This is a genomic window from Frankia umida (genome assembly GCF_023242945.1).
Lineage (GTDB): Bacteria > Actinomycetota > Actinomycetes > Frankiales > Frankiaceae > Frankia > Frankia umida.
The window spans coordinates 46913-66535 of sequence record NZ_JALKFT010000016.1 but is presented as its reverse complement, the minus strand read 5'-3'; the positions used below and the strand labels follow the sequence as shown (position 1 = coordinate 66535).

Annotated in this window: 19 protein-coding genes; 13 read left to right on the top strand and 6 right to left on the bottom strand. The window is 72.2% G+C overall.

All coding sequences use genetic code 11. From position 1 onward, the window contains the following. The first annotated feature begins 253 nt into the window (after positions 1 to 253). Positions 254 to 1156 (top strand): Vgb family protein, encoded by a 903-nt coding sequence (locus MXD59_RS16400; protein WP_248825594.1) that lies wholly within the window; start codon positions 254 to 256, stop codon positions 1154 to 1156. Further along, positions 1153 to 1989, top strand: coding sequence for a class I SAM-dependent methyltransferase (locus tag MXD59_RS16395; protein WP_248825593.1), 837 nt, complete (start codon positions 1153 to 1155; stop codon positions 1987 to 1989). The genes MXD59_RS16400 and MXD59_RS16395 overlap by 4 nt, the downstream gene beginning before the upstream one ends. A gap of 257 nt (positions 1990 to 2246) precedes the next feature. Here MXD59_RS16395 and MXD59_RS16385 read toward each other — a convergent pair whose 3' ends face one another. Continuing rightward, positions 2247 to 2483: a hypothetical protein gene (locus MXD59_RS16385; RefSeq protein ID WP_248825592.1), complete on the bottom strand. Its 237-nt coding sequence runs from the start codon at positions 2481 to 2483 to the stop codon at positions 2247 to 2249. A gap of 213 nt (positions 2484 to 2696) precedes the next feature. Here MXD59_RS16385 and MXD59_RS16380 point away from each other — a divergent pair, with 213 nt between their 5' ends. The 5 genes from MXD59_RS16380 to MXD59_RS27400 all read left to right on the top strand — a co-directional run bounded on the left by MXD59_RS16380 (position 2697) and on the right by MXD59_RS27400 (position 7937). Continuing rightward, positions 2697 to 4820: an NACHT domain-containing protein gene (locus MXD59_RS16380; protein WP_248825591.1), complete on the top strand. Its 2124-nt coding sequence runs from the start codon at positions 2697 to 2699 to the stop codon at positions 4818 to 4820. A gap of 292 nt (positions 4821 to 5112) precedes the next feature. After that, a complete protein-coding gene (locus MXD59_RS16375; protein ID WP_248825590.1) occupies positions 5113 to 5346 on the top strand; it encodes a hypothetical protein in 234 nt (77 codons plus the stop codon). A gap of 459 nt (positions 5347 to 5805) precedes the next feature. Further along, positions 5806 to 6660 (top strand): SMP-30/gluconolactonase/LRE family protein, encoded by an 855-nt coding sequence (locus tag MXD59_RS16370; protein ID WP_248825589.1) that lies wholly within the window; start codon positions 5806 to 5808, stop codon positions 6658 to 6660. A gap of 134 nt (positions 6661 to 6794) precedes the next feature. Continuing rightward, a complete protein-coding gene (locus MXD59_RS16365; protein WP_248825588.1) occupies positions 6795 to 7367 on the top strand; it encodes a hypothetical protein in 573 nt (190 codons plus the stop codon). A gap of 24 nt (positions 7368 to 7391) precedes the next feature. Then, positions 7392 to 7937, top strand: a complete 546-nt coding sequence (locus MXD59_RS27400; RefSeq protein ID WP_504858354.1) for a putative immunity protein — start codon at positions 7392 to 7394, stop codon at positions 7935 to 7937. Positions 7938 to 8208: 271 nt separating this feature from the next. Here the strand turns inward: MXD59_RS27400 and MXD59_RS16360 are convergent, their stop codons facing one another. Further along, positions 8209 to 8886: a class I SAM-dependent methyltransferase gene (locus tag MXD59_RS16360; RefSeq protein WP_248825587.1), complete on the bottom strand. Its 678-nt coding sequence runs from the start codon at positions 8884 to 8886 to the stop codon at positions 8209 to 8211. Positions 8887 to 9220: 334 nt separating this feature from the next. Here MXD59_RS16360 and MXD59_RS16355 point away from each other — a divergent pair, with 334 nt between their 5' ends. Further along, positions 9221 to 9943 carry a dienelactone hydrolase family protein gene (locus MXD59_RS16355; protein WP_248825586.1) on the top strand — a complete coding sequence of 241 codons (723 nt, stop codon included), beginning with the start codon at positions 9221 to 9223 and terminating at the stop codon, positions 9941 to 9943. A gap of 24 nt (positions 9944 to 9967) precedes the next feature. Here the strand turns inward: MXD59_RS16355 and MXD59_RS16350 are convergent, their stop codons facing one another. Continuing rightward, the gene (locus MXD59_RS16350; RefSeq protein WP_248825585.1) at positions 9968 to 10831 is read right to left on the bottom strand and encodes an alpha/beta fold hydrolase; all 864 of its coding nucleotides are present in this window, start codon (positions 10829 to 10831) and stop codon (positions 9968 to 9970) included. Between the two features lie 579 nt (positions 10832 to 11410). Here MXD59_RS16350 and MXD59_RS16345 point away from each other — a divergent pair. The 3 genes from MXD59_RS16345 (at position 11411) to MXD59_RS16330 (ending at position 14145) form a co-directional block, all read left to right on the top strand. Beyond that, positions 11411 to 12112, top strand: a complete 702-nt coding sequence (locus tag MXD59_RS16345) for a hypothetical protein (protein WP_248825584.1) — start codon at positions 11411 to 11413, stop codon at positions 12110 to 12112. Between the two features lie 104 nt (positions 12113 to 12216). Then, positions 12217 to 12972, top strand: a complete 756-nt coding sequence (locus MXD59_RS16340; protein WP_248825583.1) for a phosphotransferase — start codon at positions 12217 to 12219, stop codon at positions 12970 to 12972. Positions 12973 to 13374: 402 nt separating this feature from the next. After that, a complete protein-coding gene (locus MXD59_RS16330) occupies positions 13375 to 14145 on the top strand; it encodes a 2-phosphosulfolactate phosphatase (protein WP_248825639.1) in 771 nt (256 codons plus the stop codon). A 38-nt stretch (positions 14146 to 14183) separates the two neighbouring features. Here MXD59_RS16330 and MXD59_RS16325 read toward each other — a convergent pair whose 3' ends face one another. Then, a complete protein-coding gene (locus tag MXD59_RS16325) occupies positions 14184 to 14813 on the bottom strand; it encodes an ester cyclase (protein WP_248825582.1) in 630 nt (209 codons plus the stop codon). A gap of 113 nt (positions 14814 to 14926) precedes the next feature. On the opposite strand from MXD59_RS16325, the gene MXD59_RS16320 reads away from it, so the two are divergent. Further along, entirely contained in the window at positions 14927 to 15694 is a 768-nt protein-coding gene (locus tag MXD59_RS16320; RefSeq protein WP_248825581.1) for a TetR/AcrR family transcriptional regulator, read from the top strand. A 362-nt stretch (positions 15695 to 16056) separates the two neighbouring features. Here the strand turns inward: MXD59_RS16320 and MXD59_RS16315 are convergent, their stop codons facing one another. Next, positions 16057 to 17607, bottom strand: coding sequence for a PepSY-associated TM helix domain-containing protein (locus MXD59_RS16315; RefSeq protein WP_248825580.1), 1551 nt, complete (start codon positions 17605 to 17607; stop codon positions 16057 to 16059). Between the two features lie 583 nt (positions 17608 to 18190). Further along, positions 18191 to 18793 carry a hypothetical protein gene (locus MXD59_RS16310; protein WP_248812433.1) on the bottom strand — a complete coding sequence of 201 codons (603 nt, stop codon included), beginning with the start codon at positions 18791 to 18793 and terminating at the stop codon, positions 18191 to 18193. Positions 18794 to 19063: 270 nt separating this feature from the next. On the opposite strand from MXD59_RS16310, the gene MXD59_RS16305 reads away from it, so the two are divergent. After that, on the top strand, positions 19064 to 19357 hold the full coding sequence (locus MXD59_RS16305; protein ID WP_248825579.1) for a DUF167 domain-containing protein: 294 nt from the start codon (positions 19064 to 19066) through the stop codon (positions 19355 to 19357). The last annotated feature ends 266 nt before the right edge of the window (positions 19358 to 19623 follow it).

The window sequence follows — 19623 nt, the reverse complement described above, 5'->3', positions numbered from 1 at the left end:
CCCCGGCGCGAGCGGAGGTCTCCGCGGCAGGCGGACGCGTCAGTAAATTGTGTGGCGGAGCGTGGCGATCTCTGTTCGGGTTGTCCGATGCGACAGCGCTACGACGAGTTCGCCGACTGGTACGACGCCTACGCGACCCGCGGAAGACGACGGCGACCAGCCGGTCCCCGCACTGCTCGGACTTGCGGCCACCCGAGCGGATTACTGACGAACCCGACCGACAGCCATGTCCCTTCCACCGAGGAGACCCGTGATGTCCCACCCCGCACACGTGAGAATCCGCGAAACGCGGATAGCGGACTCGGATGCCGGCCCCTACGACCTGACCTGCGGCCCCGACGGGGATCTGTGGGTCACGATGGTCCACGCCGGGCGGATCGCGCGGCTGACCCGCGACGGCCAGCTCGACTCCTACCAGCTCGCTCCCGCCACCTGCGGGCCCTCGATCATCACGCAGGCCCCGGACGGCGCGCTGTGGTTCACCCGTAACCGCGACCACCGGATCGGCCGGATCACCCTCGACGGCGAGACCAGTTCCTTTCCCACGCCCACCCCGGACAGCGGGCCCTTCGGTATCACCACCGGCCCGGACGGCGCCCTGTGGTTCACCGAGATGAACAGTGACCGGATCGGACGCGTCACCACCGACGGCACGATCACCGAGTACCCGCTCCCGGTGACCGGCGCCTTTCCGGCGGCGATCACCGCCGGGGCCGACCAGGCCCTCTGGTTCACCCTCAACCAGGCCCACGCGATCGGCCGGATCACACTCGCCGGGCAGACCACCCTCCACCCGCTGCCCACCCCCGGCGCCGCCCCGGTCGGGATCTGCCGGGGCACCGACGGCTTCCTCTGGTTCGTCGAGATCGCCGCCGGTCAGATCGGCCGGATCAGCCCGGACGGACACCTCGAGGAGTTCCCCCTCCCCGACCGGGACGCCCGACCCCACGCGATCATCGCCGACCCGGCCGGAGGCTGCTGGTTCACCGCATGGGCCGCGGGCCGCATCGGGCACATCACCACGGCCGGACAGATCGACGAACACGACCTGCCGACGCCTTCCAGCGAACCGCACGGCCTCGCCCGCACCGAAGACGGCGTGCTCCACATAGCTCTCGAAACCGGTGGGCTCGCGCGCCTGGAGTCGCGGGCATGAGCGTGGACGACGCGACCGAGCTGAACCGGGCGCGCTGGGACGAGCTGGCGCGCCGGCACGGACAGGACAGCTACTACGACGTCGACGGTTTCCTCGCCGGCCGGCTCATGCTGACCACACGGGAGCGGGCGGAGATGTCCGCGGCGGTCGGCACCGTGTCCGGCCTTGATCTTCTGCATGTGCAGTGCCACTTCGGGTTGGGGACGCTGTCGTGGGCCCGGCTCGGTGCACGGGTCACCGGCCTGGACTTCTCGCCCGTCGCGGTGGAACGCGCCCGTGCGCTCGCCGCCACGGCGGGGATCGACGCCCGGTTCGTCCAGGCGGACGCCCAACGACTGCCCGAGGATCTCGCGGGCTCCTTCGACGTCGTCTTCGCCTCCTACGGGGTGCTGCCCTGGATCGCCGACGTGACAGCCTGGATGATCGCCGCCGCCACCGCCCTGCGCCCCGGCGGAACCCTGGTACTGATCGACGGGCACCCACTGATCCAGATGATCGACACCGTCGACCCGGTCAGGTTCGGCTTCCCCTACCAGGGCGGTGGCGCGCACCGCCTGCCCTCGACATCGTCCTACGCCAGCAGCGCCACCGCCCTGAGCACCACCGAGACCGTGCAGTACCCCCACGGCCTCGGCGAGATCGTGACCGCCGCCGCCCACGCCGGACTACACCTCGACGCACTCACCGAACACCTCGACGCCGCGAACCCCGAGGGCCGCGGGGACCAGCTGCAACACGGGCCGGACGACCGTTGGCGGCTGATCCTCGCCGGCCAACCCGTCCCGGTGCAGTACTCACTGCGCGCCACCCTGCCCGCCCGGCACGCTCCGTGACTGACAGCAGGCTCCGCTTCACGCCACCGCCCAGTGACGCCTGCTCATCCATCCTGCTCGAACGGGACCAGTTGCTGCGCCGGTCATGGCCGGTTGGCGAGGTAACGCTGTGGGACTCCAACCACGTGTAGAGGCTCGGCCCGGTCGGGTTCCAGGAGGCCAGCGGCAGCAGCAGCGGTACCGGCTCACCGGGCGGGCGTCGGTCGAGCAGGTCCAGAACAAGGCGTATCAGCAGAATCGTCTTCCCCGCCCCAGCCTCACCGAGCACGACGAGGCGCCTGCAGGGCTCGAACCCCGCGGCGCGTCGCTTCGACGTCCCGCTGATCACGCACCAGGTCTGCGAGCCGGTCGGCGACCGTGGCGATGTCCAGGTCGCCAGAGCGGGCAGCGATCTTGTCCGCGAGAAAGGCGGCCACGGGCAGCAACACGCTCAGGCCAGCGACAAGCGCCGCCGCCTTGCCCTGCCCAGCCGCCCAGACAACGCCGCCAGACACCAAACCGAGCGCGGCGCCTTCCTACGTCCCCCGTTGACGCTCATGGCGAGCAATCATCCACCCTGCGCCATCTCGCACTGGTACGCACACAGGTATCAGGGCTCCAGGACTCGAGGTCGCCACCGCGCGGCACGCCCGTTCATGTGGCGACCGCGTGTGCCCAACCGCACACCCAGGCGGCACGGCGGGTGCTATAGCCACGATGATGACCGTATGGGGAGATCACGGACGAGACGGACAGGGGTCATCGCGCTTCTGCTGTTGCTCGGGTCGACGGTGGCCGCGCTCGTGCTGTACCGGCGCTATCACCTGAGCAACGGGGCGACGCTGGTCGGGCTGGTCGGTGGCGTCACGGGACTGACGGGACTATGGCTGACCTGGGCCGCGTTCAAAGCGGACCGTGAGGAAGCCGCGGCCGGGAACCTGACCTTGCCCGCGATCGCCGACCAGCTGGCGATCGCGGTGCGCCGTCAGTGGGAGGACGAGGCGGCGCTGCGCCGGTTGAACGACCCGTACCCGCTGCCGGTGCGCTGGGCCCCGGCCAGTAGCACGCTGGTGGACGACTGGGGGTCGCTGGTCCGCCTGGCAACCAGCGGGGCGGGCTGGCCGCCAGCGGCGCAGCCGGTGGCCTGGGCGACCGGACCGGGCGGGCTCGGCGGCGGTGACGCCGAGCTGGTGGGCCTATTCGACCAGGTACCGACCGGGCGGCTGGTCGTGTTGGGCGAACCCGGGGCGGGCAAGACAATACTCATCGTCCGCCTGGTACTGGGCCTGCTCGCCGAGGGCCGACGAGCTTCGGGTGGACCGGTACCGGTCCTGGTCACGTTGGCGTCCTGGAATCCCCGGGAGCAGACCCTGTACCAGTGGCTGGAACAGCGGCTGGCCGCCGACTATCCCGGCCTCGCCGAGCCCGCCCCGGGCGGTATCGGGGGCAGCCGGGCACGGGCACTTCTCGACGCCGGGCTGATCCTTCCCGTTCTCGACGGTCTCGACGAGATCCCCGACCCGGTCCGCGGGGCCACGATCGCCCGGATCAACGACGCGCTGCGCCCGGGGCAGCGCGTCGTCCTGAGCTCCCGCACCGTGGACTACCAGCAGGCCATCTCCCCACCCGGCAGGCCCGAGATCCGCCTGACCGGGGCCACCGGCATCGAACTGCGCCCGCTGGACGTGGCAGTGGTCGCCGACTATCTTCGCGGCTCCGCGGGCGGCCCGGCCGGCGTCGCCCGCTGGGACCCGCTGCTGGCCGCCTGGCCGCCGCCGGTCGCCCAGGCGCTGACCACCCCGCTGATGGCCAGCCTCGCCCGCACCATCTACAACCCCCGCCCCGGCGAACCCGTCCTCGCCGCCGGACGCACCCCGGCCGAACTCCTCGACCCGACCCGCTTTCCCACTTCCACCGCCGTCGCGGAGCACCTGTTCGACGCCTTCATCGCCGCCGCCTACCGCCCCCACCCCGACCGGGCCCAACGCTGCCCCTGGCCGGCCGCCGACGCCGAACGCTGGCTGATCTTCCTCGCCCGCCACCTCGAACACCTCGGCACCCCCGACCTCGCCTGGTGGCAGCTTTCCCACGCCCAGCCCCCCTGGCAACGTCGCCTCCTGACCATGCTCGTGGCCTGGCTCGTGGCCGGGCTCGCGTTCGGGCTCGTGTTCGGGCTCGTGTTCGGGCTCGTGTTCGGGCTCATTAACGGGCTCATTAACGGACTCATATACGGGTTCGCGGCCGGGCTCGCAGTCGGGCTCGCGGGCAGGCTCACGGGCGGAGTTCAGCCACCCAGGCGGGCGATACGGTGGCGTGCCCCCTCAGTAGCCAGGCTCACAGGAGGGCTCGTGCTCACGGTCGTGCTCACGGTCGTGCTCACGGTCGTGCTCCCAACCGTGCTCCTAGGCGTGATCGTGATCGTGCTCCCATTCGTGCTCCCATTCGTGCTCGTGTTCGTGATCACGGGCGTGCCAGCAGATCTCGCGGAGGCTGCAAGCTCGGCCTCGATTCTCCGCCTAGATAGAGCCGCATTCCGTTCACTCGTGATCGTGATCGGGCTCGTGGTCGGGCTCGCGGTCGGGCTCCCGTTCGGGCTCGCGGGCGGGCTCGGGGTCGGGCTCGGGTTCGGGCTCGCGGTCGGGCTCGCGGGCGGGCTCGCGGTCGGGCTGGGTCAGACAGCGTGGGGCGCCTTCGTGCTGACCCGGGTCTGGCTCGCCGCCCGCGGCCGGATCCCCTTCGATCTGATGGCCTTCCTCGCCGATGCCCATGAGAAACGAGGCGTCCTGCGCCAGGTCGGCGCCGTCTACCAGTTCCGCCACATCGAGCTCCAGCGCCGGCTCGCCACCCGATAGTCGCCCATCATGCGCGGCCTCGAGGACCCGGCCAGCGCACGGCCGCTCCGCCTGGAGACTGGGGCGATCAGCCTGCGGCGCAGAAGAATCCGCCTACAGCCAGTCGGGTGGATCGTGGAACGTGTCGGGTCGACCCGCAGCTGCGGCGCGTGCTGGGTGAGACCGCGCTCGGTGAGATCGCCCGGCTGATCGAGCCGGACGGGGACTGCACCGTCTGCCACCGGAGCCGGGGGCCGGGCCGCTGACCCTGTCCGCCCGCGGCACACCCGGCGGGCGGCCGGAGGATCTGCTGGTGGTGCTGCCCGCGCACGCCGCCTGCGCACCGTCGACCTGGCAGCAGGAGTCGAGCCCGATCCCACCGGCGCGCAGCTACCGGACCCTGGCCCTGGCGCTCACGGCCGGGGGTGGGGCGATGCCGGCGGTGATCGTCAACGACAGCATCGACGTGCAGGTCGGCCAGCTCGCCCGCAGCCACTGGCACGACACCATTGGCGACAACGCGCGCTGCGTGGCCTCACACCCCTGACCGCGGCGCCGGTGCCCACCGGCGGCCCGACGTGGGGTGCCTCCGTCATCGGAGGGTCCAAATCGCCAGAGCGGGCAGCGATCTTGTCCGCGAGAAAGGCGGCCACGGGCAGCAACACGCTCAGGCCAGCGACAAGCACCGCCGCCTTGCCCTGCCCAGCCGCCCAGACAACGCCGCCGGCTATCAGGCCGAGCACGCCGGCAATCCACCACACCGAGCGCGACGCCTTCCTACGTCCCCTTTTGACGGGGATCGCGGACGAGCCGGAGTCGAAACGGTGGGCGGGCACCCGCCGTGGCGTGACCCGCCGTCCGGTGGAGGACAGGGAATAGTGATGCGGGAACTGCTGGAGAAGATCGAAGCCAGAGGGCCCGCCCCACCAGCTTCCCTTTTCCAAAGGCAACTGCTGAATCGTCCTGCACCGAGTGATCCACGACCCCTCTGAGGCTCCCGTTGACCATGACGCGCACCGTCGTCGCAGACCTGCACTTCGCCGAGTCGCCCAGGTGGCACGAGAACCGTTTGTGGTTCTCGGACTTCTTCGGTGGCCGCGTGGCGTCGGTCCTGCCATCCGGCTCGGATCTGCGGATCGAAGCGTTGGTACCGGCGCAGCCGTCTGGCCTGGGATGGCTCCCGGACGGCCGGCTGCTGATCGTGTCCATGCGTGACCGCAGGATCCTCCGCCGGGAGACCGACGGCACGTTGGCCGTCCACGCGGACCTGTCCGGGCACGCCACGGGACAGCTCAACGACATGGTGGTCGACGCGTTCGGGCGAGCCTATGTAGGCAACTTCGGCTTCGATCTGGCCTCTGGTGACACCTTCGCCCCGGCATCCCTGCACCGGGTCGACCCCGACGGGAGCGTCACCGAGGTTGCCTCGGATCTCTGGTTTCCCAACGGCAGCGTGATCACCGCGGCACATGTGCTGCTGGTGAACGAGACCTTCGGCAACCGTGTGACCGCCTTTGACCTCACGCCGTCAGGTGACCTCGTCCATCGACGTACCTGGGCGTCCTTCGGACCAGCGCCCTCAGGAGACGACTTCACCGAGGTGCTCAGCCAGGTGGTCATCGCGCCCGACGGCTCCTGCCTCGACGCCGACGGCAACCTCTGGATCGCCGATGCCGGCGGCAATCGCCTGCTTCAGCTGACCGCGGCAGGCGAGATCGGCGCCGAGATCAGTCCCGGGACGCCCGTGTTCGCCTGCGCCATCGGCGACGGCACTCTCTTCGCCTGCGCGGCACCCGACTTCCACGAGCAGCGACGCGCCGCTGTCCGCGAAGGACACATCATCGCCATCAGCATCCCCTGAGCCGTGGACGGTGACCGGCCGTTCGACGATGTTCCCACAGCGGTGAGGAACGCGCCGCCTGTGTGATGGTGATCCAGGGCCGCCCGTACGGATTTTTGGTTGACCCACGAGCTCGTCCTGGGAGGCTTGCCTTCATGCGTGCGATGAGTGGCGGGCATGTCGAGGAGGCTGTGGCCGAGATGGTGCGGGTACTCGGGCCGCATCAGGATCGCGACTGGCAGGTCCAGGCAGGGCCGGTCGAGTGGAGCTGCTGGAAGACCGCCGCCCATGTCGCGCACGATCTGCTGGCCTATGCGGGACAGGTGGCGGCCCGCCCCACGGCCGGGTACCTGCCCTTCGATCTCACCGTCGCGAGCGACGCGCACCCGCGCGAGGTGCTTCAGGTGGTCACCGCCTGCGGAGGGCTGCTCGGCAGTGTGCTGGCCGCCAACCCGGACACTCGGGCGTGGCACCACGGGCCGACCGACGCGACGGGTTTCGCGGCCATGGGCGTCGCCGAGACCCTCCTCCATACCCACGACATCACCGAGGGAATGGGCGTGCGGTGGCGTCCCCCGCGTTCACTCTGCGCGGGGGTGTTGAGCCGGCTGTTCCCAGGCGTTCCGGAGGGCGATCCGGCGCAAGTCCTCCTGTGGTCCACAGGAAGAGCCGACCTCGACGGCCACTCTCGTCGCACCTCGTGGATCTGGAGCGCTGCAATCAGCTGATCAGATCAGCTCTGTAGAGTCGGCGTGGTGGGATCTCCGCAGACGCTCAGCGAAGCCGATCGACGTCGTGTCGCCGCATGGGCCGCCGATTGCGCAGAGCGGGTTCTGGGGCTGTTCGAGGCCGAAGCTCCAAAGGATGACCGCCCTCGCGCTGCCATCGCCCGGACCCGGGCGTTCGCCCGGGGAGAGCTGAACACTGCCGAGGAGATCCGCCGTCGATTCGTGGGTGGGGTCGCTGCCGGTGATGTGAAGGCTCCCGCGGCAGCGGCCGCTGCCCGAGCCGCCGGTCAAGCCGTAGCCATCTGCCACATGGGCGCGCACGCACTGGGCGCCGCCGCGTATGCAGCCAAAGCGGCCGGCCTGGCCCCCGGCCGGCCAGGAGCTGTCGAGGACGAGCTCCGCTGGCAGCTCGATCACATGACGGCGGAGGTCCGGGCCGCCCTACGAGCCCTCCCGCCTGTCGGCGAGGATCGGTCAGGTCCTCTCGGGCCCGGGCTCCTCACATCAGGCCAACTCGGCACGATCATTCGTGACCTTCAAGCCGGTCTTGCCCTGCCCGACCAGGACTGATCCGAAAATGCGTGTACATGTGGATGGTGAGGGGCTGCCGGGTCGGGTCGTCCCGCTCGGCGTGGAGCATCGCATCGATCGCGTTCTTGAAGGGGTCCAGCCGGGAGCGGCGGGCCGGTGGCTTCTTCCGCGCCGGGGGTGTGGGCGACGCGAGGGCTTGGGTGAACAGCGAGGACCACACTCGTCGGCGAGGAGGGCCTCGGGCGGGGCCAAAACGCGCCCGTGTAGCCAGCCGCGGTCGGGTACGCGCAGGGGCACCAGGTCCCCGCGATCATCCCCGCGGGTGTCCCGGGCCAGGTGAGGGTGTGGGACACGCGTCCCGCGGCTTCTCCCACAGCAGGAGGTAACGCCAGAACAGCAGCCGTCGCACCCGCGCGCCGGGAAGTACCGCGGCGGCCACCCGGGCGGCCTGGCGTGTGGTCAGCGGCGCGTCGATGAGCACGGGCATGCCCGTGCGCGTGTGGTGCTCCTTCGCGCAGGGGTGGCCGCCCCGCAGCAGCCCGGTCACGAGGAAGACGACGCCGAGCAGGCGATGACCGACCGCGGCGGCGAGTTCGACAGGCCACTCCCGGCGCAGGTCCCTGCGGGGAAGAACGACGGCGGCGAGGACTCCGCCGGGCCGCAGCGCGGCCCCGAGCACCTCGAGGGCGGCCTCCAACGGCATGTGGTGCAGCGCGGTGATCGACACGATCGCGTCATAGTCCCTGCCCGGCAGCGGGTCGACCAGCACATCCGCGAGCACGCAGGTGACGGTGTCGGGGGTGTGCCGCCGGGCCTGTTCGATCATCGGCGCGGACCGGTCGACGGCGTCGACGTGCTCGACCCGTTGGGCGAGGCGGGCCGCGAACGCCCCGGTGCCACAGCCGACATCGAGCACCCGCCGGCAGGGCCGCGGCAGGTGGCGCAGCAACAGCCGCTGGTAGTAGGTGTTGTGAGACCAGTCGAGCACAGCCGACATTGTGGCGGCGCACCGTCACCGCCCCGCCGCCGGGTCCGGCTTTGCGTCGCGACCGTGAGGAACACCGCCGTCGCGGGCAGTGCTGTCAGGTCGTCATCCACCCACCAGCAGAGCCCGCACACCCCGCCCGGGCATCCCGCGGCCGATGTGTGAACCCGGTGGCCGCGGGATGGCGAGCGCTGCTAGGATGCCGGAGGCCGGACAGGAGACCGAGGAGGTGGTACCCGTGCACGCAGCATCGACATGGGTGCTCCCCTGCGGGGTCACGGTCGGGCGCTAGGTCGTCCGGGAGCACCGTCCCAGCACGCTCCCGGAAGGCACGACCATGCGGTTCACCTCGCACCAGCGCCTCGACGACACTGTCCTCGAACGTTCCTTCACCCTCGGCGAGATCCCCGGCATCCTGTGGACGTCCACGTCGGCGTCGGTGCCGCTGATCCTGCTCGGTCATCCCGGCGGGCTGCACGCCATGTATCCGCGGCTGGCGGCCCGGGCCCGGGGCTGCGTGGCGGCGGGTTTCGCCGCGGCCACCCTCGAGCTGCCCGGCAGCGGCGACCGGCCCCGCTGGGCCGCCGCCGAGCAGGCCCGCGCCGACCTGCGCCGGGCGCTGGAGGCCGGTGAGCCGGTCGAGGAGATCGTCGACCGGCTCGTCCTCCCCCTGGTCGAGAAAGCGGTTCCGGAATGGCGGGCCGCACTCGACGAGCTCCTGGTGCTGCCCGAGATCGGCGGCCCGGTCGGCTATGCGGGAGGGTTGATCTCCATCGGCATCCGGATGGCGGTACTCGAGCCGCGGATCGCGGCCGCGTTGCTGTTCGCCGGGAGTTTCGTACCCGCCGCCCTGGTCGAACAGGCCCGCCAGATCACCATCCCGCTGCAGGTCCTGCTGCAGTGGGACGACGAGCACAACGACCGCTCCCAGACCCTGGACCTGTTCGACGCCTTCGGCTCCACCGAGAAGACGCTGCACGCCAACATGGGCGGACACACCGGCGTCCCGGCGTTCGAGGGCGACAGCGGAAACCGGTTCTTCACCCGACACCTGCGGTAGGAACGAACAGGACGAGACGTCGAGTCACCGCGCCGGGCGGTCCTCCGTGTGATCGAGCAGCCAGGTCACGGCACGTTCGGCGTGGTCGAAAATCGAGAGGTGGCCGTCGTCGGGGGTCAGCCACAGCTCGCCGCGCCGACAGTGACGCGCCATCCACCGGGAATGCTCGGCGGGCACGAAAAGGTCCTGCGCGCCGTGTACGAAAAGCACCGGAACGGTGATGTCGATATCGAAACCCCAGGGGGCGGTGAACGCGGCGAAATCGTCGAGATAGGCGTCGAGGTCGCCGTCCATGGCGCGTGCGACGGAGGAGATCAGCCAGGGGCCGTACGCCCCGGAGAACGCGGCCATGTCGGCGGGAGCGAACATGGACTCGTCGATCCTCGCCCCGGCGGCGAAATGTTCCTGGAGGGCCGCGCGGCCACGCGCCGCGGCGCGGAACTCGGCGGCTCCGGCGTCCCCCATCGCGGCGAACCAGTCCAGGCCCGCCGCGTCGAAAGGGGCCAGACCCGAGACGCAGACGGCGCCCAGCACACGGCCTTCCAGCACACCGGCGCAGGCCAGAGCATGCGGCCCACCACCGGACTGCCCCATCACCGCGAACCGGTCGACGCCCAGCGCGTCCGCGACACAGGCGACGTCGGCGGCCACCGCGGCCACCGAACGGCCGTGGTGGGGGTCGGACCCGCCGTATCCGGGACGGTCGTGCGACAACCAGCGCACCGTGCCCCCACCGGCGGCGACCAGCGGCTCCGGCGGTACACCGACCTGCGGCGAGCCGTGATGCCAGTAGACGGTGGGCATGCCCGCGTTCCCACCGTCGCCGCTGTCATAGACGTGCACTGTGCGCCCGTCCGGAAGCGTGATATCGCATTCGGCTGTCGCCACCCGCGCATCCTATGTACCGGGGCAGCAGGTGCCGGTACAGGCGCAACCGGCGCGCTGTGCTCGTCCGCTCGTCCGCTCGTCCGCTGGTCGGTGTCCTGCCAGCCTTCCCACGCCCCGTCCGTCCTGGCCAGGGCGCGGATCAGTTCCGCTGGCAGCGGTGGTTCGGTGTCCTCGTCCCTCGTGCGACAAGCCCCACGATGTGGGCCGCGATGGCCCGGGGCTGTGTGACACCTGCTCGGTTCCGGACATGGCCAGGACGGGGCTCACTTCGAGGACCGCGAGCGCGGGCCGGTTCGCTTTCGCTGGGCTTTCCGTGGCGCTCGACACCGGCCCGTTGTCGAACGACCGTCACCCGCGGCTGACGGTCGGTGGGCCGCCCTCGATGTCATTCATCTGACAGCGGTGGGTGACAGGCCTGTCCGGTGTAGCGCATCGTGCCTGGTGGGGAGCCTGGACGGACGCCGGGGGCGCCGTCGTCGGGCTCCGGGAACTCTTGTGAACGTCGTCCTGATATGGACGGACCCCCCATAATGATGCGATTGGTCCGGTCCTGATCATGGCCGAGTGGAGGATGGTGGAATGACCGGGGGATTCGCGCCGCAGCAGACAGGAATGCCGAGGAAGCTGAAATTCTTGGTCGCTTTTCTGTTCATCCAGGCAGCGTTGAACATCGTGTCATCGATCCTGGTGCGGATGCTGGTCGACGACCGGATCGAACATGGCCAGGAAGAAGATGTGAGCCTGCTCCGTTTTCTTGTCATCCTGGGTTTCGTGGTGGGAGCGGCGCAGGTTCTCGCCGCGGTTCTGGTGATCCGTCGGATAGCGGCCGCCCTGCAGGTCGTGGTGGTGGCCGAAGGCATCGTGATTCTGGTGGGCATCGCCAGCCTGGTGAGTGGGACCGGCACCAGCGTGGTCGCGATCGTCTTCGCGATCCTGCTGATCGGATGGGTCCTGGGCAGTGAGACGCGGTGGTGGTTCGACCGCACGCTGGCCCAGCCGGGCCAGATCGGCACCGACGCCACACCCGGCTGGCCCGGTTACGGCCCGCCCGGCTACGGCCCGCCGAACGCCGGCCAGCCCGGACCCGGCCAGCCCGGACCCGGCCAGGCTGTTCACGGTCAGCCCGTCTGGCCAGGCCCTGGTCAGCCCGGCCCTGGCCAGCCCGATTACGGTCAGCCCGTCTACGGTCAGCCTGGTCAGGGGCAACCCGGCCACGGCCAGGCTGGTCAGCGCCCGCTCGGTCAGGAGGGCCAGCCCGGCTACGGGCAGCCCCCGGCCTGATCCGAAGCGGCCGGCGGCCCGGTTACAGCGGACCTGGCGCGGGCGGACCGGGATGCGGCCGCCCCCGGGTGACGGAAGAAACGGAAGAAGGAAAAGGAACAGAGATGGGCGAGGGGGCAGGGGAGGTGCCGCTGGCCGGGCGGGTCACGGCCGGGGTGGTGCGGGTCGGCGACACGGTGCGCCGTCCGGTCGGCCCCTGGACCGACACGGTGGACGCGGTCCTGCACCACCTGCACGCGGTCGGTTTCACCGGGGCCCCGCGGGCCCTGGGCCGCGACGAGCGGGGACGCCAGGTGCTCGAGTACATCCCCGGGCCGCTCGGCGACCCCGCCGGCACCTACCCGACGGCCCGCCTGGCCTCGCTGGGACGGATGCTGGCCGACCTGCACCAGGCCCTCGCCGCGTGGCGCCCACCGCCGACGGCGACGTGGAACCGGCTGATCCCACCCGACCGGGAGGAGCTGGTCTGCCACAACGACGTCGCGCCGTGGAACCTCGTCGACTCCGCCCGCGGCTGGGTGCTCATCGACTGGGACGCGACCGCGCCGAGTTCCCGGCTGTGGGATCTCGCCTACGCCGCGCAGAGCATCGCAGGCCTGCGCGCCGACCGTCCGATGGGGCGGTCGGCGGCGCGGCTACGCGCCTTCGTCGACGGCTACGGCCTGGACGCCCCGTCCCGCCCGCAGCTGGCCCACCTGCTGGGACGGCGCGCCGCCGCGATGCACGACCTGCTGCGCGACGGCGCGCGACGCGGGCGGCAACCGTGGGCCAGGATCTGGACCGAGGACGGCCCCTACTGGCAGGCCACCGCCGAGTATCTGAGCGCCTCGACCGACGCCTGGCTGCGCGCCCTGCGCTGATCTCGCACCGGTGCCACCGGGGATGACCGTCTCACCACGAGGACAACGGACGCGGCGCCCGCGTGGGCGGGCCCACCGCTGTGGGTGCATGGTGATCTGCATCCGGCGAACGTCGTCGTCGCCGACGGAACACTCGCCGGTGTGGTCGACTTCGGTGACCTGTGCGTCGGGGATCCCGCGGACGATCCGCCGTGCCCGCGGTCTGGCCCTCCACCGAAGCCTGGTCCTGCTGAGGGTCGGCGAGAACGGGCGGCGGGGCGTTCCCGGTGGCAAACCGACCTGGGGACCGGCCGGCCAGGCGGCACTCGAACGTGTTCTGGGCGACAGGGTCCTTTAGAGAGACGAGCGGGACGAGCGGGACGAGCGGGACTAGCGGGACTAGCGGGACGAGGGGAGACGGCGATGCCGCAGCAGCGCGTGTTCGCGGTGCGGTTCGGGTGGGGGGAGCGGGATCTGGCGGTGCTGGCACCGGTGAGCGACCTGGTGGTGCTCGTCGACGTGCTGCGGTTCACCACCGCGGTGAGTGTCGCGGTCAGCCGGGGTGCGGTGGTGCTGCCCTACGGGTGGCGTGACGGCCGCGCCGCCGGTTTCGCCGCCGACCACGGCGCGGTCCTCGCCGGTATGCGGGAGGACCCGGGCGCCTGGTCTCTGTCCCCGACCGACCTCGCCCGCATCCCGGCCGGGACCCGCCTGGTCCTGCCCTCCCCCAACGGTTCCGCGCTGTCGACCACCGCGGCCGGCTACGGTGCGACGGTGCTCGCCGGCTGCCTGCGTAACGCGCCCGCGGTCGGACGTCTGCTCGCCACCGAGGTCGCCGCGGGCCGCACGGTCGCGGTGATCGCCTCCGGGGAACGCTGGCCCGACGCCTCGGGTGTGGCGCACGCGGGCCCGCTGCGTCCCGCCGTCGAGGACCTTCTGGGCGCCGGTGCGGTCCTTCGCCACCTCGGTGACCTCACCCGGGCCCAGCTGTCCCCGGAAGCCCGCGCCGCCCGGGCGGCGTTCGACGCCGCCGCCCCCACCCTGCACGACGAGCTGCGCGAGGCGGCCTCCGGCCGGGAACTGCTGGCTCTGGGCTGGGACGACGACGTCGCGGCCGCCGCCGCTCTCGGCGCGGACATCACCGTCCCCCTCCTGCGCGCCGGAGCCTTCCACGCCGCGGCCGCGACGGCCTGACCCGACCGCCGCACCGCCCGATCGCGGGCGGATCACGGTCAGACGGTGGGGGCGGACCGGGTGGCGCGGCGGGCGGCGCGGGTGGCCAGGGCGCAGCGCAGCAGGTAGCGGGGGGTCGGGGGAATCCAGCCGGCCTGCAGCGCCATCGCCTGGTCGTCGCGCACGGCCCAGTGTTCGATGACCAGGCCGTCGCGGATGCGCTGGAAGTGGGCGTGGTGGACGGTGAACGACCGTCCGGTGGGGGCGAAGGCACGTTCCACCTCACCGGACGGCGTCCAGATGACGAAGTCACCGGTGTGCCGGCCGGACATGGTGCCATGGGTGACGACCAGGTCGCCCTCGACCACGATCTCCTCGATGGTGAACGACAGGTCGGAGAACGCCGCGCGCAGCCAGTGGGCGGTGGCCAGGAACGCCTCGGGGCCCAACCCGCGGGTCGCCGGCGGCTCGGCCTGCGCCTCCCGGTTGACGGCCCGGGGATGGGTGAGGGCGACGAAGTCGTCGAGGTCGCCGTCGACCATCGCGCCGATGTTGCGCACGGCCACGTCGGCGAGCGTGTCACGGTCGAGTCCGCTGGCCGTCGGCCGAGCCGCCCGCACGACGACGGGACGAACCACCGCCGGGACGGTGGCGGTGGCGGTGGTCGTGGTGTCGGTGGTGGTGGGCATGTGGGGTGCTCCCTAGTGGTGGACGTCCACCTTGTTGATGGACGTCCAGTTCGGTACAGCGGACTGCATCCAATGGTGACAGTAGGCTGTATCGAATGCCAGGGTCCGCGGACGTGAGGGCAGGTCGCGTGTACGACAACCGGTCCCGCCAGGCCGGGGCGGGGCGGACCCGCCAGCGGGTGCTGGCCGCCGCCCGCGCGTCCTTTCTGGCCCACGGCTACGCACGCACGACGATCCGGACGGTCGCGGCGGCCGCCGGGGTCTCCCAGGAGACCGTCTACAAGCGCTTCGAGGGCAAGGCCGGGCTGCTCAAGGCCGTCTACGACGTCACCCTGGCCGGTGACGACGAACCGATCAGCTTCATCGACCGTCCGGAGTCGAAGGCGTTCCGGGCGGCACGCGGCGCCCTCGACTCCGCCCACGCCTACGCGGCGATGGCCGCCGGGGTGTCCGGGCGCATCAGCGACCTGATGGACATCGTGTTCCAGGCCCGCGGCGGCGACCCGGACCTCGAGGCGTTCGCCGCGACCATCGACCAGGAACGTCTCTTCGGGGCCACCGCCGCGGTCCGCCACTGGTCCGAGCTCGGCCTGCTGCGCGACGACCTGCCCGCAGACACCGCCCGCGACATCCTCTGGATGTACATCTCCCCGTCGGTGGACGGCATGCTGCGCCAACGCGGCTGGACCCGCCCCGACTACCAGACCTGGCTCGCCCGCACCCTGCTCGCGACCCTCCTGCGCCCCGACCCCGCCCCCCTCGCGGGCGACCCCCCCGCCGACGGCACCCTCGCGGACGGCACCCTCGCGGACGGCACCCTCGCGGACGGCACCGCCGCCGACGGTGTCCCCGTTTCGTCACCCACCCTCGGCGCGGTCTGATCACGGCCATCCGTGCGTCCGTTATGCACCAATATGGACGGCTGTCGGAGTGCGATGATGCGGCACCGAAGGCCCCAAAACCCCGAATCGCGGCCGATTCGCTGCCGTGATCATGGTCGTGATCACGGGATGCCGAGGGTTGTTCAGGGATATCGGCCTCGCAATACCGAACATGCCTCGGCATGCGACCGAACAACCCTCGGCATGTGCCGTGGCCGGGCAGATCGGCCACGGCGCAACGGGCACCGGAGGGCGTGGGGGACGTCGGCCCGCCACCGGTGTCGCCGAGCACCCCCGTCCCCGTCCCCGTCCCCGTCCCCGTCCGCCCGGATTCTCCCGCATATGCGATCAGCGGATGCCGATCACCTCCGGTGATGGTGGGCGCGGCGGGTGAGGCCGAGGGTGACGTCCAGGAGGAGGAAGGCCGCCAGGGTCACACCGAACACCGGCAGCGCCCAGCCGAGCGCCACCGTGGCGAGAATCCCGGCCGCCAGCAGGGGCGTGGGAAGGCCACGCCAGGCGCCGCGGGCCGGCGGTGGGCCCAGCAGGCGGTGCCGGTCGGGCTGCTGGGCGCGGGTGGGGCGGCGCTGCCACCACATCCGCAGGCCCCAGACCAGGACGCAGATCAGGCCGAGGGCGAGGGCGGCGAGCAGGATCTGGTTGGCCAGCCCGAACAGCAGACCCATGTGGGCGGCGACGCCGAGCTTGGTCAGTTTCGCGGCCACCGGGTAGTCCGCCCACCGGGTGTGCGCGGTCACCCGAGCGCCCGCGCCGCCCTCAGAGCCCGCGCCGCCCTCAGAGCCGGAGCCGCCCTCAGAGCCGGAGCCAATGCCGATGCCAGCGCTGGTGGCGGTGCTGGTGACCGTGGCGGTGCTGGTGGAGGTGGGATGCGGGTCGACGGCGACGGCATCCAGGCGCATCGGCCAGCGCCGGTCGGTCTGGGTGACGGTCCAGGCCGTGCCCGCCTGCGCCGGCAGTTCGATGTCCACCGGTCCGGACAGGCCCGCCGCGCGGGCGGCAGCGAGGACCCGGTCCGCCGGGTCGGCTCCCGGGAGGGCGGTGGCCCCGGAGAGGGAGTGATGATGCCCGGTGGACGCGGCCGGCGCACCGGACGACGCGTCCGCGGCACCCGGCGCCGACGTGGTGATGGGTACGGCGTGGGCGGTGGGCAGGGCGGTGTCGAGGGTGGGGGCGTGGCCGTGGGTGGCGTCCAGGGCGGAGCGGAAGTGGGCGCCGGCGTGCCGTGACCAGGTCAGGCCGGTCGCGGACAGGAACAGCAGGCCCACCAGCAGCCACACGCCGGTGGCGCCGTGCCAGCCCAGGGTGCGTCGCCGTCCGGACGCGCGCAGATCGGGCAGCAGGACGCGCCGGGCCCGGCCAGCCCGGCCTGTCGGGCGGGTGCGGCGCACGCGGGCCAGCCACAGCAGCAGGCCCCCCGTGGCCACGACCCACAGCCAGCTCGCCGCGACCTCCGAGTAGTAGCGGCCGAACGCGCCCAGCCGCAGGGTGCGGTGCAGATCGTCGAGCCAGGTCGTCAGCGGGGTGCTGCCCCACCAGGTCGTCAGCGTGCCGCGGACCCGCGCGGTGTACGGGTCGACGTAGACGGTGCGCTGCCTGTCCCCGAGGTCGGGGACGGTGAACACGACCGCGGTGGTGCGGCGCGGCCCGTCGCCGGTGCGTATCCCGGTGACGGTGCCGTGGGGGTGGGCGGCGCGGGCGGCGGCGATCTGCGCGGACAGCGGTCTGGGCGCGTTTCCCCCCGCGTCGACGGTCAGCTCGTGGCCGTAGACGAGCTGGTCCAGCTGCGGGGTGAGGGTGTAGGCCAGTCCGGTCAGCGCCGCGACCAGCAGGAACGGCGCGACGAACACCCCCGCGTAGAAGTGCAGCCGCAGCAGGAGCCGTCGCGGCGCCACCGACGACGTACGTGCCCCCGGCGCCGGCTTCGCGGCGGGCTCCGGATCCCTCGCGGACGGGGATGACGGAGGCGGGGACAACGTGGACGGGGAAAACGCGGACGGGGACGGCGGAGGCGGGGACGACGCGGACGGAAAGGACGGCAGGCACGGGGAGGGTGTGGACGGGGGTGGCACCGCGGATTCGTCCGCGGGCACACCACGATCATCGATGGTGGCCATGGGGTCTCCGACCTGGAGGCAGGGAAGCGGGCAGGCGGGCACACCGCGCCTTCCCGTCGGCCCTCGACGCCCACGGCGTCCGCTGTCACCGCAGGCGGACGCGATCGCGGACGCGGACGCGGGCTGCGGTGGGAACGGACATCCGAGCAGGACAGGGGAACCGGACGCCGGACGTGGCGTCGCGAGCAGACCCGGACGTCGAGGGTCGGCCGTCGACGCGCACCTCACGATCGGTCGGGATCGCAGGTCTGGACGCGCGGGGCACAACGGGGACGGGCGCGGTGACGGGCCGTCCCACGGCAGGCGTGGGACGGTGGTAGCGGGTCGGACCATGGCCGCGGCGGGAGGACCCGCCGGCCGGTCAGACCGATGCCCGCGCCGGCGGCCCCCGACGAACCAGGTCGTGCCCGACCCGCGCGGCACCGGCCGTGCGCGGCGGCGGTCGACGCACCGGCGGTGTGCGGGCGGGCGGCGGATGAACCCAGGTGAGCGCCCGGCGGCGCAGCCGGCGCAGGGTGGCACGGGCTACCGTCACCGCGCCGCGGGCCGCCCGCCACAGCAGACGTTCGCCGGTGGCCAGCCACCAGGCGAGCAGCAGGGCGGCACCCAGATGCGCCACCGCGACGATCGGACCGCCCGGCAGCAGATCCACCCCCACCGCGGCCCCGCCACCGGTGCCGACACCCGCCCCGGCCACCGCCGCGACGCTGTCACTGGACGCGTGCCCGGCCATACCCGCGGACGCGGTGAGCGTGAACGCCAGGTGCAGCGCGGACTGCACGCCCACGACCAGCGCGACCAGCCGCGCCAGCGACAGACGGCGACCGGCCGCACCCCAGCACACCCGGGCGGTCAGCGCCATCCCGATCGCCGTCACCGGCAGGGACGGCAGCTGCCCGCAGGCGGCGGTGTGCGCGCCCAGACCGAGCAGCACCGCGGCGACGGCGACGGTGAGGGCACGCACGCCCCGTCCGACCGGCCTCGCCGCCCACCTCACAAGACCGGCACTGTAACCGACTCGTCCGATCCGGGTGGTGAGAAGGACGGGGTTCGCGCCGACCGATGCCAGGGTCCACGTGGTGAGCCGGTCACCTTCGCCGACAGGAAGGCCGCGGAAACGGAAACGGAGAGGGCGGCCGATGTCTGGTGCGGTGGGCCCGAAGGTAGGGCCGCGGGCCGGCGCATGGTGGCGGCGCGTGCCCGGCCGGGGGCGGCACCGTCGACGATGGGAGACATGCGGGTAACGATCAGAGTGCGACCGGGGGCCAGCAGGACCGCCGTCGGCGGTGAGCTGGGCGGCCCAGACGACGAACCGAGCCTGGTGGTGCGGGTCTCGGCGCGGGCGGTCGACGGGAAGGCGACCGAGGCGGCGCTACGCGCGCTCGCCGACGCGCTCGGCCTGCGCCGCGGCGAGGTGTCCCTCGTCCACGGCGCCACGAGCCGCACGAAGCTCGTGGAGATCGCCGTATCGCCGGCCGACGAGCCCGCGCTGCGCGACCGCCTGAGCGCCCTGCGCCAACGCCGCTGACCAGCACCTACCGTGGTCGCCTCGTCTGCTGCCACCTCGCCACCCGCTCGTTTACGAGTGCGCGGGCTGGTCCCGATCCACACCGTCGCGTCGTCGTCCATCCTCGGCACGCCAGCAGGCCACCCCCCGCTAAAACGCAAAAGTCGGGAGATTGTCAATGCTGGTGCAGCGTCCCCCCGCCGGCCTGTCCGGTCGGGTCGGAAATCGGCCCGGTGACGGCGGCGACAAGCTCGGCAGCGCGCCGGTAGGACTGCCGGGCCCGGCAG

What these genes read in the sequence shown, in the direction of transcription:
- MXD59_RS16400 (WP_248825594.1), top strand. Translation starts at nt 254, where the DNA reads ATGTCCCACCCCGCACACGTGAGAATCCGCGAAACGCGGATAGCGGAC.
- MXD59_RS16395 (WP_248825593.1), top strand. Translation starts at nt 1,153, where the DNA reads ATGAGCGTGGACGACGCGACCGAGCTGAACCGGGCGCGCTGGGACGAG.
- MXD59_RS16380 (WP_248825591.1), top strand. Translation starts at nt 2,697, where the DNA reads ATGGGGAGATCACGGACGAGACGGACAGGGGTCATCGCGCTTCTGCTG.
- MXD59_RS16370 (WP_248825589.1), top strand. Translation starts at nt 5,806, where the DNA reads ATGACGCGCACCGTCGTCGCAGACCTGCACTTCGCCGAGTCGCCCAGG.
- MXD59_RS16365 (WP_248825588.1), top strand. Translation starts at nt 6,795, where the DNA reads ATGCGTGCGATGAGTGGCGGGCATGTCGAGGAGGCTGTGGCCGAGATG.
- MXD59_RS16355 (WP_248825586.1), top strand. Translation starts at nt 9,221, where the DNA reads ATGCGGTTCACCTCGCACCAGCGCCTCGACGACACTGTCCTCGAACGT.
- MXD59_RS16345 (WP_248825584.1), top strand. Translation starts at nt 11,411, where the DNA reads ATGACCGGGGGATTCGCGCCGCAGCAGACAGGAATGCCGAGGAAGCTG.
- MXD59_RS16340 (WP_248825583.1), top strand. Translation starts at nt 12,217, where the DNA reads ATGGGCGAGGGGGCAGGGGAGGTGCCGCTGGCCGGGCGGGTCACGGCC.
- MXD59_RS16330 (WP_248825639.1), top strand. Translation starts at nt 13,375, where the DNA reads ATGCCGCAGCAGCGCGTGTTCGCGGTGCGGTTCGGGTGGGGGGAGCGG.
- MXD59_RS16325 (WP_248825582.1), bottom strand. Translation starts at nt 14,813, where the DNA reads ATGCCCACCACCACCGACACCACGACCACCGCCACCGCCACCGTCCCG.
- MXD59_RS16305 (WP_248825579.1), top strand. Translation starts at nt 19,064, where the DNA reads ATGCGGGTAACGATCAGAGTGCGACCGGGGGCCAGCAGGACCGCCGTC.